Source organism: Photobacterium kagoshimensis, assembly GCF_050337045.1.
Lineage (GTDB): Bacteria > Pseudomonadota > Gammaproteobacteria > Enterobacterales > Vibrionaceae > Photobacterium > Photobacterium kagoshimensis.
Window position 1 is genome coordinate 33,858 of the sequence record NZ_JAKJSO010000023.1, and the last position, 17,483, is coordinate 51,340.

The window sequence follows — 17,483 nt, forward strand, 5'->3', positions numbered from 1 at the left end:
GGCTCCCTCCTTATTGTGCTTGAACGCGCAGTTCAGCGGCTGAACGACTTTGATGACCCAGTAGCGTGTTTACATCGGCTGATTTGGGTTTTGCCAAATAGAACTTAGGGATCCATTGGTCAAAATCGGCCAGTATTTCTTGCGCTCTGCTAGATCCTGTTTCTTCTAAGTGGCGGTCAATCAGTCCACGAAGGTGTTCTTGATGGATAACGAGATCATCGAGTGGTAGCGCCTCGACCAGTTCAGGGTTAACGCGTCCTACAAAATCGCCATTTTGGTCGAGGATATAGGCAAAACCGCCTGTCATACCTGCGCCAAAGTTCACCCCGGTGTTGCCTAAAATTGCCACAATACCCCCTGTCATGTACTCACAAGCGTTATCTCCAACCCCTTCTACCACAGCGATAGCGCCAGAGTTACGCACTGCGAAACGTTCGCCTGCTGTGCCTGCAGCAAACAGTTTTCCGCCGGTTGCACCGTATAAACAGGTGTTACCTATGATGGTGGCTTGGTGGGTTTTAAAGGCTGATCCCATAGGTGGGTGAATGGTGATTATCCCGCCAGCCATGCCTTTACCCACGTAGTCGTTCGCATCCCCTGTAAGGTGAAGGTTAAGGCCGCCAGCATTCCATACCCCAAAAGATTGCCCTGCAGTCCCTGTTAAGTGGATATTGATCGGTGAGGAAGCCATGCCTTGATTGCCATAGCGGCAGGCGATTTCACCTGACAAACTGGCGCCAATCGAGCGATCCGTGTTGCGGATATTGTGGTAGAGATCGGCGCTACTACGTGACGTTATGGCAGGTAATGCTTGTTCCAATAAAACTTGGCTTAATGCTGCTTCATCAAATGGGGTGTTGGCTTCACTGCAGTACAAGGTTTTGCCTTCAGCGGGGGTGGGCGCATGGAGTAACCCTGTTAAGTCGAGCTTTTGTTGCTTGGCGCTCACGCCATTAAGAGCGACCAATAAATCGGTACGGCCAATTAAGTCGGTCAGTTGCTCGACCCCGAGTTGGGCCAGTAGCTCGCGAACTTCTTGGCCTAGCCCGACAAAGTAATTCATCACTTGTTCTGGCAAGCCTTTAAAGTAATCACGGCGCAGTTTTTCATCTTGTGTCGCTACGCCAGTTGCACAGTTATTGAGGTGGCAGATACGCAGGTACTTACACCCTAATGCCACCATAGGAGCGGTGCCAAAGCCAAAACTTTCCGCGCCCAAAATGGCGGCTTTAACGACATCCAACCCTGTTTTTAGTCCCCCATCGACCTGCAGGCGGATCTTATGGCGTAAGCCATTGGCCACAAGGGCTTGCTGGGTTTCTGCAAGGCCAAGTTCCCACGGGCTACCTGCATATTTCACCGAGGTTAATGGGCTGGCGCCTGTCCCGCCATCGTAACCAGAAATCGTGATTAAATCGGCATAGGCTTTGGCCACGCCGGTCGCGATGGTGCCCACGCCAGGTTCGGAAACGAGTTTGACCGAAACCATGGCACTAGGGTTGACCTGTTTGAGGTCGAAAATGAGCTGAGCTAAGTCCTCAATTGAATAAATATCGTGGTGTGGTGGTGGCGAAATCAAAGTAACGCCGGGGACGGCATAACGCAGTTTGGCAATTTCGGTGGTGACCTTATGGCCGGGCAATTGGCCGCCTTCACCGGGTTTTGCGCCTTGGGCGACCTTGATTTGAATGACATCAGCATTGACCAAGTAGTGCGGTGTCACACCGAAACGGCCTGATGCGACCTGCTTGATCCTTGAGTTGCGCTCGTTGCCAAATCGGCGAGGGTCTTCACCGCCTTCACCTGAATTGGAGTGTCCGCCTAAGCGGTTCATTGCGATAGCGAGCGCTTCGTGTGCCTCGGGGCTCAGGGCGCCAATCGACATCGCGGCGGAGTCAAAACGTTTATAGAGCTCAGTAGCCGCCTCGACTTGCTCGATAGCAATAGGGGGGTCACTGCGCTTGAGTTGTAATAAATCACGAATTGCTGCGATAGGGCGTTCATTGACCTCGCGAGCAAAGGCGAGATAGTCTTGGTGATCCCCAGATTTCACAGCCTGTTGAAGTGTGCCAACCACATCAGGGTTATAGGCATGAAATTCACCGCCGTGGACATATTTGAGTAAACCACCGTGCTCAATCGGTTTGCGCTTAAGCCACGCTTTACGGGCTAAGTTGACGGCATCTTGCTGGAAATCCTCAAAATTAGCACCAGAAATGCGGCTCGCTGTGCCTTTGAAGCAGAGTTGAATAACGTCTTGATGAAGGCCTACGGCTTCAAATAAATGCGAGCAACGGTATGAGGCGATGGTAGAGATCCCCATCTTAGACATGATCTTAAATAAGCCCTTATTGATGCCGTCACGGAAATTGAGCATCACGGTGCGATAAGGCTTATTGATCGCACCCTTATCGATCTGTTGGCCGAGGGATTCATAGGCTAAATACGGGTAAACCGCGGTTGCGCCATATCCCAGTAAGACTGCAAATTGGTGTGGATCACGCGCGGTTGCGGTTTCGATAACAATGTTGGCATCGCAGCGTAAGTTGGTTTCAACGAGGCGAGTTTGTACTGCGCCCACAGCCATTGCGGCAGGGATCGGCAGTTTGCTGACATTAATACCGCGATCGGAAAGGACAATGAGCACAGTGCCACTGCGGACTAAGCGTTCGGCTTGATCACACAGATCGAGAATAGCTTGCTGTAAATCTTTTTCGGCGGGGTCGTAGTTAATGTCGATGATGCTGTTGCGGTAATACTGGCTGTCGAGTTCAAGTAATTGAACCAGATCGGAATACAGCAGTACAGGGGATTTAAAGGCGACACGATAAGCATGGCCGTCGGTTTCACAAAACACATTCATCTCGCGACCAATGCAGGTGGCCAGCGACATCACATGTTTTTCGCGTAATGGATCAATCGGTGGGTTGGTGACTTGGGCAAACATTTGGCGAAAATAATCGGTGATCCCGCGTTCTTTGGAAGAGAGTACCGCCATTGGTGCGTCATCGCCCATCGACCCTGTCGCTTCTTGGCCGTTTTCGCCAATCACGCGAAGGACTTGATCGATTTCTTCGCGGTTCATGCCAAATTGTTTTTGGTAGGTGCTTAATTCATTGTCTGATAACGAACGGCTGCCGACTTGCTCATCATCCAATTGTTCAAATGGGGTAAGGTGTTTAACGTGGCTGTCGAGCCACTCTTTGTATGGGTGACGCGCCATTAAATCGTTATCTATGTCTTTGGAGTGCCAAATCTTGCCAAATTTGGTGTCGATAACCAGCAGCTCCCCAGGACCGACACGGCCTTTTTCTAATACTTCATCGGGGGCGTAATCCCAAATGCCAATTTCAGAGGCCAGAGTGATCAGTTTATCTTTGGTGATCACATAGCGAGCAGGGCGTAAGCCATTGCGGTCTAGGTTACATGCGGCGTAGCGACCGTCTGACATGACGATCCCAGCAGGTCCGTCCCACGGTTCCATGTGCATGGAGTTAAAGTCGTAAAAAGCGCGTAATTCGGGATCCATGTCGGGGTGATTTTGCCAAGCAGGTGGCACGAGCATCCGCATCGCGCGAAAGAGATCCATCCCTCCCGCCAGAAAGAGTTCGAGCATGTTATCCAGGCTTGAAGAATCAGAACCGCTTTCATTGACAAAAGGGGCGGCGGTTTGCAAATCAGGTAGCAGTGGCGAGGAGAACTTGTAACCGCGGGCGCGCGCCCATTGGCGATTGCCTGCAATGGTATTGATTTCACCGTTATGCGCTAAATAACGAAATGGTTGAGCCAGTGGCCAGCGTGGCTGAGTATTGGTCGAAAAACGCTGGTGGAATAAACAAATGGATGACTGTAAACGAAGATCGCCCAAGTCGGTATAAAAGCGCGGTAAATCCGCAGGCATGCAAAGGCCTTTGTAGACGGTCACTTGGGTCGACAAGCTACAGATATAAAAATCAGGATCTTCGTTGATCCGCTGTTCGATGCGGCGACGGGCGATATACAGGCGGCGATCGATGTCGCGAGGCTTCCAGCCTGCAGGGGCATTAATGAAGACTTGAACAATGTCAGGCAGAGATTCTTTGGCGATAGGCCCAAGGACTTGAGCATTGATTGGCACGTCGCGCCAACCTGCAATCGAGAGGGTCTCTTTACTGAGCTCTTCAGTGATAATTGTGCGGGCTTGCTCAGCTTTGACAGGATCGGTACTGAGAAATAGCATGCCAATGGCAAATTCGCGGGCCAATTTCCAGCGGTGTTCTTCTGCAATAATACGGTAGAAGTCGCTGGGCTTTTTCATTAATAGCCCGCAACCATCACCGGTTTTACCATCTGCCGCAATGCCGCCACGGTGGGTCATACGGTCCAGTGCTGAAATCGCTGTTCTTACTAACTTATGGCTTGTTTCCCCTTCAATATGGGCAATTAAGCCAAATCCACAATTGTCTTTTTCCAGCCTTGGGTCATACAGTGTCATGACAACTCTCCCTTGGTCTGCTCATCCTGAGCGTAAACTTTTAACCCTACCATTTGCGTATTGATAAGATTAAAAGTGGTCTGACTGCATCGTTATGGCGTTAATGGCTCACCATGGCGCATCCTGCGATCTTCCAAGTTAACGACAATTTACAGAAAGGTCAAATTTCAACCATTTACGTTTTTATTGGGCTAAATAGCGATATTAAAAACTGTAATGAATTGATATTAAACCTTATTTTAACAAGCTGTTAACAGTAAGGGGTCGAAAGAGCATCGTCTTATTGTTGCGATTATTTTGATGAAATAAGGTGATGGTGAGCTACTTTCTTTAAAGAAACGCTAGGGAAGTAGAGTGCTATCTACTGAATAATCATATAAAAAAAGCCAGCTCTATTGAGCTGGCTTTGATGTGTAGTATGTTGAGCTGAGGTTTAACTATTAGAGAGCATTAATGAATCAGCTTTGGCTTCAAGGTTAGAGCCACCCATTAAGAAATCATCGATTTCACGGGCAGATTCTCGGCCTTCATTGATACAACGAACAACCAGAGATTGGCCTGTGCGCATATCACCCGCAGCAAATACACCTGGTTGACTGGTAGCAAAACCTTCTGTCGCCACGTTGCCGCGATCATCAAGCTTAATGTCGAGCTGAGCCAGTACACCTGTTGGTTCTGGGTGTAAAAAGCCCATCGCAAGGAAGGCGAGATCACATGGAATAATACGCTCAGATCCTGCAACTTCTTCAAAGTTCGGGCGTTCACCAGCTGTCGCTTCTTGCCACTGAATATCGGCGATACGCAGGGCTTTGACATTACCAGCATCATCGCTGATGAACTCTTTGGTTAAGATGTTCCAGTGACGATCACACCCTTCCTCGTGCGAGGTCGAGGTTTTCATGATCATCGGGTACGACGGCCAAGGTTGATTAACAGGTCGTTTTTCTGGCGGGATCGGCATGATTTCCACTTGGGTTATGCTCGCCGCGCCATGGCGATTTGAGGTACCGACACAGTCTGAGCCTGTATCACCACCACCAATCACCACCACATGTTTACCTTTGGCGTGAATGTTTGCTGTTTTTAATGGCATGTCATTGGCACGGCGGTTATTTTGGGCGAGGAACTCCATCGCAAAATGGACCCCCTTGAGTTCACGACCTGGAATAGGCAGGTTGCGCGGGACGGTTGAGCCGCCCGTTAGCAAAACGACATCAAAGTCTTGGCGAAGCTGCTGGGCATTAATGTCCACGCCAATGTGCGCATTCACTTCGAATTTAACCCCAGCATCAGCCATCAGATTGATCTTGCGATCTATGATGTCCATGCCGAGTTTAAAGTCAGGGATGCCAAAGCGCAGCAGGCCGCCGACTTTTTCATCACGCTCGAACACAGTCACGCAGTGACCCGCACTGTTTAATTGTTCAGCGGCGGCTAACCCTGCAGGACCGCTACCTATGATAGCAACGGTTTTACCTGTGCGTGAACGTGGTGTTTTCGGTTTGGCATAGCCTTCGCGGTAGGCGGTTTCAACGATGGTTTTTTCAATATTACAGATAGTGATTGGGTCTTGGTTGATACCCAGTACACAGCCACTTTCACAAGGTGCTGGGCACACACGCCCTGTAAATTCTGGGAAGTTGTTGGTTGAACTTAAAATGTTCCACGCTTCTTCCCAGCTATCACGGAAAACCGCGTCGTTAAACTCAGGGATAATGTTCCCAATTGGGCACGAGTTATGACAAAACGGCACGCCACAGTCCATACAGCGTGATGCTTGTGTATTGATCTTGTCACCAAACTCCTCGTTCAAGACAAACTCTTTGTTATCTTGAATACGAATACTAGGGTCTAACTTTTTTGGTAACTCACGACCATGCTCTAAAAATCCAGTAGGCTTACCCATTTACGGCCTCCAACTCTTCCTTGTTTGCAGCTTCCGCTTTACGTTGTTGTAATACCGCTTTGTAATCCCTTGGCATCACTTTCACCATCTTTTGAAGGTTAGTTTCAAAGTTAGATAGGAAGGTTTGGGCCACAGTACTACCTGTGTATTCAACGTGCTTACTGAGCATGCGCTGTAGACGTTCTTTGTCTTCTTGCTCGATAGGATCGAGGTCAACCAGTTCTGGGTTGAGTTTGGTTTCGAAATCGCCAAATTGGTCCCAAACATAGGCGACACCACCACTCATCCCAGCGGCAAAGTTGCGACCTGTTTGACCAAGAATAACAGCAACCCCGCCCGTCATGTATTCGCAGCCGTGGTCTCCCACGCCTTCAACAACGACTTCTGCTCCTGAGTTACGGACACAGAAACGCTCGCCCGCGAGGCCTCGAATGTAAGACTCACCCGATGTTGCACCATAGAAACAGACGTTACCAACGATGATGTTATCTTCAGGTATGATGCTTGAATTGGCATCAGGGTAGAGCACGAGCGTACCGCCAGATAGCCCTTTACCCCAGTAATCGTTCGCATCACCTTCTACTTCAAATTTCACGCCTTTGGCGAGGAAAGCCCCAAGACTTTGCCCTGCCGATCCTGTGAACTTCACATTCATAGGTTGCGGTAGACCTTGGTCTTTGTAGATCTTAGAGATTTCATTCGACAGCATGGTGCCGACACTGCGGTCGGTGTTAATGATCTCAAGTTCGGTATCGACTTGCTTACCTTGAGTCAGCGCAGGTGCTGCTGCTTCAATCAGTTTGCGATCTAATACGTTTTCAAGGTTATGGTCTTGTTCTCGCTGGTTGTAGATACCATCTTCTTGACGTGCTGGTTCAACAAATAGCACCGGGCTCAGATCGAGGTTTTTGTATTTCCAGTGACCGATATCCTCACGGATTTTTAGTTTGTGTGACTGGCCGACCATCTCATCAATGGTGCGGAAGCCCAGCTCAGCCATGACTTCTCGTAGCCCTTCTGCCATGTACTGGAAGAAGGTGACTACGTCTTCGACGCGGCCATCAAAACGCTCACGCAGCGTTTTGTTTTGGGTGGCGATACCAACAGGACAGGTGTTCTTATGACACTTACGCATCATGATACAGCCTTCAACCACCAGTGCCGCAGTGGCTACGCCCCATTCCTCTGCACCTAATAAGGTGGCGACAGCAAGATCGCGTGGTGTTTTCATCTGGCCATCAGACTGCACGACAATACGGTTACGTAGGCCATTTTTCAGTAGGGTTTGGTGCGTTTCAGCAAGACCGAGTTCCCACGGTAAGCCCGTGTGGCGAATCGATGACATTGGTGATGCCCCCGTACCGCCATCAAAGCCTGCAATCAAGACCACATCGGCTTTGGCTTTTGCCACGCCAGAGGCAATGGTGCCTACGCCAGCTTCAGAAACCAGTTTCACGTTAACGCGGCCAGCACGGTTGGCATTTTTCAAATCGTAGATCAGCTGAGCCAAATCTTCGATGGAGTAAATGTCGTGGTGTGGCGGTGGTGAGATCAGACCCACCCCAGGGGTTGAGTGGCGGGTTGCCCCGATCCAGTCATCAACTTTATCGCCAGGTAGTTGACCGCCTTCGCCTGGTTTTGCCCCTTGCGCCATCTTGATCTGAATTTCATCAGAGTTTGTGAGGTAGTAAGAGGTAACACCGAAGCGGCCTGACGCAACCTGCTTGATTGCTGATCGTTCCCAGTCGCCGTTTTCTTTCTTCTCAAAACGATCCGGGTCTTCACCGCCTTCGCCCGAGTTAGATTTAGCCCCGATACGGTTCATAGCCACGGCAAGGGTGGAGTGGGCTTCATAAGAGATAGAGCCAAAGCTCATCGCACCGGTTGCAAAGCGTTTTAGAATGCTTTCAATCGGTTCCACTTCTGCCAGTGGAATGGCGCCTGCTGGGCTTTTGATGAACTCAAGTTGGCTACGCAGTGTTGCGGCATTATCACCTTGAGAGTCGACAGCATGGCAGTATTGTTTGAACTGACTGTAGTCTTTGCCGCGAGTGGATTGCTGCAGCAATGAAATTGTCTCTGGGTTAAAGAGGTGTTTTTCACCGCGTTGCTTCCACTGATAAACCCCACCCACATCCAGCATCTGAATGGGGATTTCACGGGTTGGGTAACCCACACGGTGACGGATCAGCACTTCGTGTGCGATATCATCAATGGTGAGGCCTTGAATACGCGAAACAGTCCCTGTGAAGTACTTATCAACCACAGCTTTGCTGATACCTAATGCTTCAAAAATCTGTGCACCGTGGTACGACTGTAGCGTCGAGATGCCCATTTTAGAGAAGATCTTCAATAGGCCGCCGTTTACCCCTTTACGGTAGTTGTTGAACAGCTCTTCGGTTGGCAGTTCAGGGTCGAGCTTACGTTTTTTCTGTAAGTCGACCAGCGTTTCTGTCACTAGGTATGGGTTGACTGCGTTTGCGCCGTAGCCCACTAGTGTTGCGAAGTGATGGGTTTCACGCGCATCACCGGTTTCCACTATGATGTCACACTTCGCACGCAAGCCTTTGCGGATCAGGTGGTGGTGAACCGCGCCGACTGCCAGCATGGCTGGAATAGCAGCATGGTTGGAGTTAACAGCACGGTCAGTCAGAATAATGATCGAATAGCCATCTTGCACTGCATCTTCCGAGTATTGGCAAATACGCTTAAGGGCGCGCTCTAGCTTGCCGTTTTCGCCATTGGCGCGAAAGACGATGTCTAAGGTTTTGGCTTGTAAGTGTTCTTTGTCTATCGCACGTAGCTTTTCTAATTCAGCATTCGATAGGACGGGGGATTCTAACTCTACCTTTTGGCAGTGTTCTGGTGTTTCGTCTAGCAGGTTTTGGTCTTTACCCAGGTAGGTGTTGAGTGACATCACCATACGTTCACGGATCGGATCGATCGGCGGGTTAGTCACCTGCGCAAACAGCTGCTTGAAGTAGTTAGAAAGGTGCTGTGATTGGTGCGACAGTACGGCCAGCGGCCAATCCGCGCCCATTGCACTAAGAGGCTCATACCCTGTTTTTGCCAGTGGAACGATAATTTCGTTCACTTCTTCTGAGCTCATACCAAAGGCTTGCTGGTGATGCAGCAGACGCTCAGGCGTTGGCTGATGGTGCATGTTATCGGCATCAGGCAATGATTTAAGCGTAAGCAGGTTGTCTTTCACCCATTGCTCGTAAGGCTGTGCTGAGGCGATACTGTCTTTTACTTCTTCATCTGAAATGATACGACCTTGCTCAAGATCGGCGACAAAGATACGGCCAGGTTGCAAACGACCACGGAATTGCACATTCTCAGGTTCAATTTCTACCACCCCTGATTCCGATGCCATCACTAAGAAGTCATCTTTGGTGACTGTGTAGCGCGATGGACGTAGACCATTTCGGTCTAGGGTTGCACCTACTTGAACACCGTCGGTGAAACAAACAGACGCTGGACCATCCCAAGGTTCCATTACATTCGCGTGGTATTGGTAAAATGCGCGACGTTTAGGATCCATGTTGGTGTTTTCTTGCCACGCCTCAGGGATCAGCATCATCAAAGCATGCGGTAGGCTACGGCCAGAGAGAACCAGTAGCTCCAGTGCCATATCGAAGTTGGATGAGTCAGAGCTACCTTCTTGACAGATAGGGAGCAGCATGTCGATTTCTTGCTGGCTGAACAAGTCAGACTCAAGAATGGCTTCACGCGCCTTCATCCAATTCAAGTTACCGCGCACTGTGTTGATTTCACCATTGTGGGCGATGTAACGGAAAGGTTGGGCGAGACGCCAGCGTGGGAAGGTATTGGTTGAGAAGCGAGAGTGCACGAGGGCAAGCGCTGTCACCATAGTTGGGTTTTGCAGGTCAAGGAAGTACTGAGGTACCTGCTCTGTGGTGAGCTGACCTTTATACACCAATGTCTTATAAGACAGTGAGTTGATGTAGAAGTCATCGCCAATATTCGACACGCTTTCTAGGCACACACGCACCGTATAGTTACGAAGCACGTAGAGTTTGCGTTCGAGTACGGCAGGATCTAGGTTACTACCACCTGTGATAAACACATGTTCAAACTGGGGTTCAGTGCTGAGCGGATCGTCACCAAGCATTGAGTTATCAACGGGTAAAACGCGATAACCGATCACTTCAAGGTCGAGGCGATTCGCATTACGTTCGAGGATATCGCGACACTGTTGACGTTTGTGTTCGTCTTTTGGAAAAAGCACCACACCGACACCATATTGCTCAAAAGAGGGCAACTTGATACCGAGCTTAACGGTTTCTTCGAGTAAGAACTCGTGCGGTTTCTGCAGTAAAATACCCGCGCCATCACCACTTGATGGATCACAACCTTGGCCGCCGCGGTGTTCCATGCGGGCCAGCATATCAAGGGCTTGAGTGACAATCTCGTGGGATTTACGGTTCTTTAAATGGGCAACAAAGCCGATACCACAGGCATCGTGCTCTAATTCAGGTACATAAAGCCCCTGAGCATTAAGCTCTTGATCTGTCATAGATACATCCTTCCAGTGTTCAACAGGCCTTTCCCAGGTCTGTTCTATCCCTAATCGTTATATCGTCACATCTTGCTCACTGTGAGTGGACTACCTGTCCAGTGATCAAAACGGTGCGTTTGCTGTGGGATGATGTGTGAATCATTTAGCAAACTTAATTTTGCAGCACATCTATTCTGGTAATTAGATATGCTGTCTTTTAATGAACTAGTGACATAAATCACTGCTTTTAGCGGGTTTTATGTCACAAATGTTGCTCATTATTTGCACACAAGTGTAACTATCCTACAGTTTTGATACTTTAATTACCAACAAAAAATAGCGTGATGAATCCACTATCCTCATAACCACTGCATGTAAGTGATACATGGGTGCGTAAATATTCGATAATCGTTCTTATTTTGCATATTAACCAAACACCATTTTTATTTGTCCCTGTTAACTTTGTGGGTAATGGGTGTGAGTGGTTGTTTCAGTTGTTGTTTTTTATTTACATAGAAAAAGGGACTGGCCGAGCGAGGGAGATTTACGTGCTTTTCTTGTTTTAACACAATTTTAAGCATTCGCTTTGGTGCTACGCTGCGCGGCTTATTTTTTCCATGGCCGAATATTCAGGTGATAAAATGCAACTACACGAACTCGTAAATACATTCGGGCAAGATTTACACCGCCGCTATGGTGAAAAAGTACATAAGTTAACCTTACATGGTGGCTTCAGTTGCCCTAACCGCGATGGCACAATTGGTCGCGGTGGCTGTACCTTCTGTAATGTCGCCTCGTTTGCTGATGAGCAAGCACAATACTTACCTATCGAGCAGCAACTAAACCAACGCGCGGGTGAGATCCACCGTGCCAAGCGCTATCTTGCGTATTTTCAGGCATATACCAGTACCTATGCTGAAGTACAAACCCTGAAAAAAATGTATGAAGAAGCCCTTCAAAGTGCTGATATTGTCGGTTTGTGTGTGGGAACACGTCCAGATTGTGTGCCAGATGCCGTGCTTGAACTTTTGGCGGAGTACCACCAACAAGGCTATGAAATTTGGCTCGAACTTGGGCTACAAACCGCGAACGATAAAACCCTCAAGCGGATTAACCGTGGTCATGACTTTGCGTGTTACCAAGCCATTACACAGCGAGCACGCGCCCTTGGGTTAAAGGTTTGTGCGCACTTGATTGTTGGCCTGCCTGGAGACACCAAAGCCGATAACATCGAGACGATTGAAAAAGTCGTTGCGGCAGGGGTGGATGGGATTAAATTGCACCCGCTTCATATTGTCGAGGGCAGCAAAATGGGGCAAGCATGGAAAGCGGATCGTTTAAATGCGATTAGCCTTGAAGAGTATACGGATATTGCAGCGGAGATGATTCGCTTAACACCACCAGAGGTGATTTATCACCGTGTCTCAGCCAGTGCACGTCGGCCAACCTTATTAGCGCCAGAATGGTGTGAAAATCGATGGTTAGCCATGACAGAGATAGGCCGTAATTTAGATAAACAAGGGGCACAAGGCTTCAGCCTTGATCGTCCTTTTGTTTATGAGCCGTTTGCCAAGTAGCTTCAATATCGATTGAGTTGCGCAAATACTCAAAAACGGTAGGGGATTGTGGTAACGTACGCATACTATTGCGTTGCTAGTTAATAGCAAGCGCTGCCAATATGCTTAATAAAGCAAACATCCCCTAAGGTAATGTGTTCAGACCGATGACGACTCCTAAATTTGCCGTTCACATGGCCTGTTTTTTATTGTTGGCCGGATTATCCCCAATAGCACAAGCGGCCCCGTTGCCGCTTGAGCAGCCCCTTTTCATTTTTGCGCTGATCCTCGCGATGATTGTCTTTGCGGGATCTATTTTGGCGCTCGTCTTTCATAATGCAGAGGCTTTTTCTTTCCGTAAGCTCTATTCAATGCTCACCAATTTGCCTATTGCAACCTTGATTGTCAGTAGTAAAGACGGCAAGTTGATGTACGGTAATAAAGCGAGTCGGGAGCTACTGGGGATCCGAAAAGTAGGCAGTAGCTACTATTATCCTCCAGAAGTCGAAGCCCAGATGATATGTGATGTGTTACGGCCACATACATCATTATTGAGCTTCAAAAGTTGGAAAGAAGAATTACAGTTTTCTGGCAAGCACCCCCTTTCTGTTCTCGTTTCTGGCCAATATGTCAGATATAAATGGCAACCCGCATGGCTACTTTTTATCTCTCCAGCCAATGAAGCCAGCCAGCCCGATACGACCAGTCAGCGCGATCATCGTGTGTTACAAGGAGTGTTGAATTCGCTATCGGAATTGGTCTATTTTCAGGATAAATCGGGCAAGGTGATGGGCACCAATAAGGCGTTTGACCGTTTTTGGCGCGAGCGTGAAAGTGAAGGTTTGATCGACAGTATCGAAGTATCATCAAAAAATAACTCAACCCACACATGGACGACTTCGCCTGATGGGGCAAGTCGTTTACTCGAAACCAATAAAACGGCTTTGATTGGCGACTATGGTGAGATTTTAGGCTCATTAAGCATTAGCCATGACGTGACGGATTGGCATGAAATGCAAGAAAGCCTAAAGCAAGAGATAGAAAAACGAGAAGTCACCGAGCAAGCGTTAGCGCACCGTAATAACTTATTGGATACGATTTTAAGCGCCAGCCAAGATCCCATTGGTTTGTATAACGAGCATTGGGTGTACGTTGGTTGTAACGAGCCGTTTGCTCGAGCCTTGGGTTACACGCAAGAGTCGCTATTAGGAAAAAGAGCACCAGACGTTATTGACCCTGAGAAATGGTCTGAATTTAGAGCGGTAAATGAGCAAGTGATCAGGGATAGGGTGACGGTTAAAACCGAAGACTATGTGATTTTGCCTGATGGTGAGCCGATTTGGTATGAGGTGGCCACATCACCATACCAAGATCCCATTGAAGGCACTGCAGGAGTACTGGTGATGGGGCGTGATATTACGGAACGTAAGCACGCGCAGCAGCAGCTTGCAGATGCGATCATGGAACTGCAAGAGCTCAGTTTTATTGATAGTTTAACCAAAGTCGCAAACCGACGTAGCTTCGATGAGCATTTGCGTAAAATGTGGCACAGCCATATTCGAGAGCAAAAATCACTGACATTGATCCTGTGTGATATTGATAACTTTAAAGCGTACAACGACAACTACGGCCACCAACAAGGGGATAGTGCGCTATTAGCTGTCGCCAGAACGTTGAGCCAAGTGATTAAGCGTGAAACGGATGAAGTCGCCCGCTATGGTGGTGAAGAGTTTGCTTTCTTACTACCGTGTACCGATTTAGAGGGTGGGCAAACTGTCGCGCGCAATATTCATCGCTATATCGCCCAAGCGGCCATCGAACACGCTTATTCGGAAGTAAAAGATGTGCTAACGGTTAGCCTAGGCGTTGCAACGGTTACGCCAGTGCCGAATCAAGATTATGGCGAACTGGTGCGAATGGCCGATATTGCCCTTTATAAAGCAAAAGCGTCTGGCCGAAACTGTACCATGGTGATGTCGGATAACAGTGATTTTTAAGTGCGAAGTACGTTGGCTTAAAAATACGGGCTCGACAAACATAACAAACCTGCGCAAGCAGGTTTTTTTTGCTCTGAATCACGCGAACTGAGGCGCTTCTCCTTGGGGAAATCGCCCTGCACACTTATGATGACAACAATGCTGTGAATAATGGATTTAATCATGAAACAAATCAAAGTGCTGGCCCAGTTTTACGTCGACTTGTTGGTCAAACTTGGGCTTGTCCGATTTAGCTTACTGCTGGCGTTAGCCTTGGTGGCGCTAGCCGTGGTGGTACAAGTTGGAGTGACCTTGGTATTGCAAGGTGAAGTGAACGACATTGATATTGTACGGTCGGTATTTTTTGGCCTGTTAATCACACCTTGGGCGGTTTATTTTCTATCGGTCGTGGTTGATCAGTTGGAAGACTCTCGCCAGCGCTTATCGAAGTTAGTGACAAAATTAGAAGAAATGCGTTCACGCGATATGCAGCTGAACAATCAGCTGCAAGAGAACATCAGCCAGCTGAACTCAGAGATTGAAGAGCGTGAAAAAGCTGAAGAAGGGCGTCAGATCGCGATGCAAGATCTCGAAAATGAGGTCTACCAACGTGAAAATGCTCAACTTGAACTCGCCGAACAAAGTGCACTGCTGAAATCTTTCCTCGATGCTTCCCCTGATTTAATTTATTACCGCAATGAAAAAGGGCGCTTTTCAGGTTGCAACCGTGCGATGCAAGAACTGACGGGTAAAACAGAAAAAGCGTTAGTTGGCCTTACCCCTTGGGATGTTTACAGCGAAGAAGTCGCTAGCAAAATAGCGGAAACTGACCAGCAAGTATTTAACCAAAATGTGTCGCTTACCTATGAGCAATGGTTGGAATACCCTGATGGCCATAAAGCCATATTTGAACTTCGTAAAGTACCATTTTACAGCAGAGATGGGCGTCGCTTAGGTTTGATGGGCTTTGGCCGTGATATTACCGAGCGTAAGCAATATCAAGATGCGCAAGAAAAAGCGAGCCGCGATAAGACAGCCTTTATCTCAACCATCAGCCACGAATTACGTACGCCACTGAACGGTATTGTTGGCCTGAGCCGCATGTTACTGGATAGTGAGTTAAATCCAGAGCAGCGCGGTTACATGCGAACGGTGCATGTTAGTGCGATAACACTGGGTAATATTTTTAACGATATTATCGACATGGATAAATCAGATCGTCGTCGTTTAGAGCTACTGCCTAAGCCCCATGATTTTCATGAGTTTGTTGATGAGATGGAAAATATCTCGAGCCTCATGGCTGAACAAAAACATCTGCGTTTTGATTTAGAGCGCTTATCTGAGCTACCTAAGTGTATTGAAGTCGACGGTACGCGCCTGCGCCAAGTGTTGTGGAATTTGATCAGTAATGCGACCAAGTTCACCAAAGAAGGCGGGGTGATTTTATCGGTGAGCAGCGAGCTACTTGATAATAACCAAGCAGAGATTGTCTTTGAAGTAGAAGACAGTGGTATTGGCATGCCGCACGATGAACTCGATAAAATCTTTGCCATGTACTACCAAGTTAAAGATGAGAACGACAACTTACATGCGGTTGGCACCGGGATTGGTTTAGCGGTTTCTCGTCAGTTGGTCCAAATGATGGGCGGTGATATTACCGTAATGTCTGATGTGGGCGAAGGTAGTACGTTTACGGTGACGATTCGAGTGCCTGTGGTGGAAATGGCAGCAGAAGAAGAAACCATGCCTGAGATCCAACAAGCCAGTCTCAGTATTTTGATGGTCGAAGATATTGAGTTGAATATTACGGTAGCTAAAGCATTACTAGAGAGCTTGGGGCATGAGGTGACCGTTGCTATGCGGGGCGATGAAGCGTTAGCGATCTTCGACCCAGAAGCATTTGATTTAGTGCTATTGGATATTCAACTGCCTGATATGACGGGCTTTGATATTGCACAAAAACTACGGGAACAATACGATTATTTACCAGCCCTTGTTGCGCTAACGGCAAACGTGATTAGCGATAAAAGCGAATACTTAGCCAAAGGTATGGATGAAGCGTTAAGTAAACCATTGAGTGTCAAAGCGATCACTGATGTGATTCAAAATCTCGTGCTCACTTGTCCGATTGATTACGATGAGGAAGACGAGGCTGAAGTTGAAGAAAGCAGCGTGCCACCGAGTGATGAGATCATGAATCAGTTACTCGACCTAGAAATGCTTGAATCGTACGTGGATATTGTCGGTACCCAACCGGTTCATGACAGCATCGCGATGTTTGAAAAAATGATGCCGGATTATATTGCGATCCTCGATTCAAACATGATCGCTAAAGATAAAGACGGTATTAAGTTTGAAGCCCACAAAATTAAAGGGGCGGCAGGCTCTATTGGCTTAAAACACATCCAGCAAGTGGCTCAAAAAGCGCAATCACCAGAGCTGCCAGCGTGGTGGGAGAACATTAACGACTGGGTTGATGAGATTAAAAGCGGTTATGAACCTGATCTGCAAGTGCTACGTAATTGGCTTGCACAGCAAGAGGATAAATCATGAAGGGATTGAAAATAGCAGGCGTGCTGGCGAGCAGCATGGTGTTAATGGCCTGCGCTGGGCAAAGTAGCACAACGTCAACGCAACAGAATGATATTTGGCAGTCACCGGGTCAAGTCATGCTAGCAGAGACTCCTGCGAAGTTAGATAGCTATTTATGGCTCAATAGCATGCCTGTTGTTGGCGAAGGAGATAACCAGCAAGGCACTTTGCTTGCGTCAGTGAAGGTGGTGAGTGCGACTCAGCAAGCTTTGCCTAAAGAGGTGACAGTAACACAGGTGCTATTGGCAACAGACAATCAGCAATGGTTGTCGAACCGTCAGCTTGAAGTGAATCCGATGGATAACAATGGGATTGAAGTTATGCTGCGCCAAGGCCCGAATTGGCCCGCAGGTACAGCGGTCAACGTGGCGTTAACGTTAAGCTATCAAGGCAAAGAAATGACCCTGACCCAGCGCCAAGTCAAAATCGATCAGGTTTTCTAAGCATCTAGTTTGTT

At 48.2% G+C, this 17,483-nt stretch carries 7 protein-coding genes; 4 read left to right on the top strand and 3 right to left on the bottom strand.

Annotation, left to right across the window (positions count from 1 at the left end; all coding sequences use genetic code 11):
- Positions 1-10: 10 nt before the first annotated feature.
- The 3 genes from gltB (L4C35_RS19675) to gltB (L4C35_RS19685) form a co-directional block, all read right to left on the bottom strand.
- Positions 11-4,474 carry a glutamate synthase large subunit gene (gltB, locus tag L4C35_RS19675; RefSeq protein WP_428464498.1) on the bottom strand — a complete coding sequence of 1,488 codons (4,464 nt, stop codon included), beginning with the start codon at positions 4,472-4,474 and terminating at the stop codon, positions 11-13.
- A 433-nt stretch (positions 4,475-4,907) separates the two neighbouring features.
- Positions 4,908-6,380 (bottom strand): glutamate synthase subunit beta, encoded by a 1,473-nt coding sequence (locus L4C35_RS19680; protein ID WP_428464499.1) that lies wholly within the window; start codon positions 6,378-6,380, stop codon positions 4,908-4,910.
- Positions 6,373-10,920 (bottom strand): glutamate synthase large subunit, encoded by a 4,548-nt coding sequence (gene gltB / locus L4C35_RS19685; protein ID WP_428464500.1) that lies wholly within the window; start codon positions 10,918-10,920, stop codon positions 6,373-6,375. The genes L4C35_RS19680 and gltB (L4C35_RS19685) overlap by 8 nt, the downstream gene beginning before the upstream one ends.
- A gap of 623 nt (positions 10,921-11,543) precedes the next feature.
- On the opposite strand from gltB (L4C35_RS19685), the gene mnmL reads away from it, so the two are divergent.
- From mnmL to L4C35_RS19705, 4 genes are all read left to right on the top strand, one after another.
- The gene (gene mnmL / locus L4C35_RS19690; RefSeq protein WP_428464501.1) at positions 11,544-12,479 is read left to right on the top strand and encodes a tRNA modification radical SAM protein MnmL/YtqA; all 936 of its coding nucleotides are present in this window, start codon (positions 11,544-11,546) and stop codon (positions 12,477-12,479) included.
- Between the two features lie 146 nt (positions 12,480-12,625).
- Positions 12,626-14,455 carry a sensor domain-containing diguanylate cyclase gene (locus L4C35_RS19695; RefSeq protein WP_428464502.1) on the top strand — a complete coding sequence of 610 codons (1,830 nt, stop codon included), beginning with the start codon at positions 12,626-12,628 and terminating at the stop codon, positions 14,453-14,455.
- Between the two features lie 162 nt (positions 14,456-14,617).
- The gene (gene arcB, locus L4C35_RS19700; RefSeq protein ID WP_428464503.1) at positions 14,618-16,987 is read left to right on the top strand and encodes an aerobic respiration two-component sensor histidine kinase ArcB; all 2,370 of its coding nucleotides are present in this window, start codon (positions 14,618-14,620) and stop codon (positions 16,985-16,987) included.
- On the top strand, positions 16,984-17,469 hold the full coding sequence (locus L4C35_RS19705) for a hypothetical protein (protein WP_428464504.1): 486 nt from the start codon (positions 16,984-16,986) through the stop codon (positions 17,467-17,469). The genes arcB and L4C35_RS19705 overlap by 4 nt, the downstream gene beginning before the upstream one ends.
- Positions 17,470-17,483: the final 14 nt, after the last annotated feature.

Bases quoted from the DNA above. Each gene is read 5' to 3' on its own strand.
- gltB (WP_428464498.1), bottom strand. From the start codon at position 4,474: ATGACACTGTATGACCCAAGGCTGGAAAAAGACAATTGTGGATTTGGC.
- L4C35_RS19680 (WP_428464499.1), bottom strand. From the start codon at position 6,380: ATGGGTAAGCCTACTGGATTTTTAGAGCATGGTCGTGAGTTACCAAAA.
- gltB (WP_428464500.1), bottom strand. From the start codon at position 10,920: ATGACAGATCAAGAGCTTAATGCTCAGGGGCTTTATGTACCTGAATTA.
- mnmL (WP_428464501.1), top strand. From the start codon at position 11,544: ATGCAACTACACGAACTCGTAAATACATTCGGGCAAGATTTACACCGC.
- L4C35_RS19695 (WP_428464502.1), top strand. From the start codon at position 12,626: ATGACGACTCCTAAATTTGCCGTTCACATGGCCTGTTTTTTATTGTTG.
- arcB (WP_428464503.1), top strand. From the start codon at position 14,618: ATGAAACAAATCAAAGTGCTGGCCCAGTTTTACGTCGACTTGTTGGTC.
- L4C35_RS19705 (WP_428464504.1), top strand. From the start codon at position 16,984: ATGAAGGGATTGAAAATAGCAGGCGTGCTGGCGAGCAGCATGGTGTTA.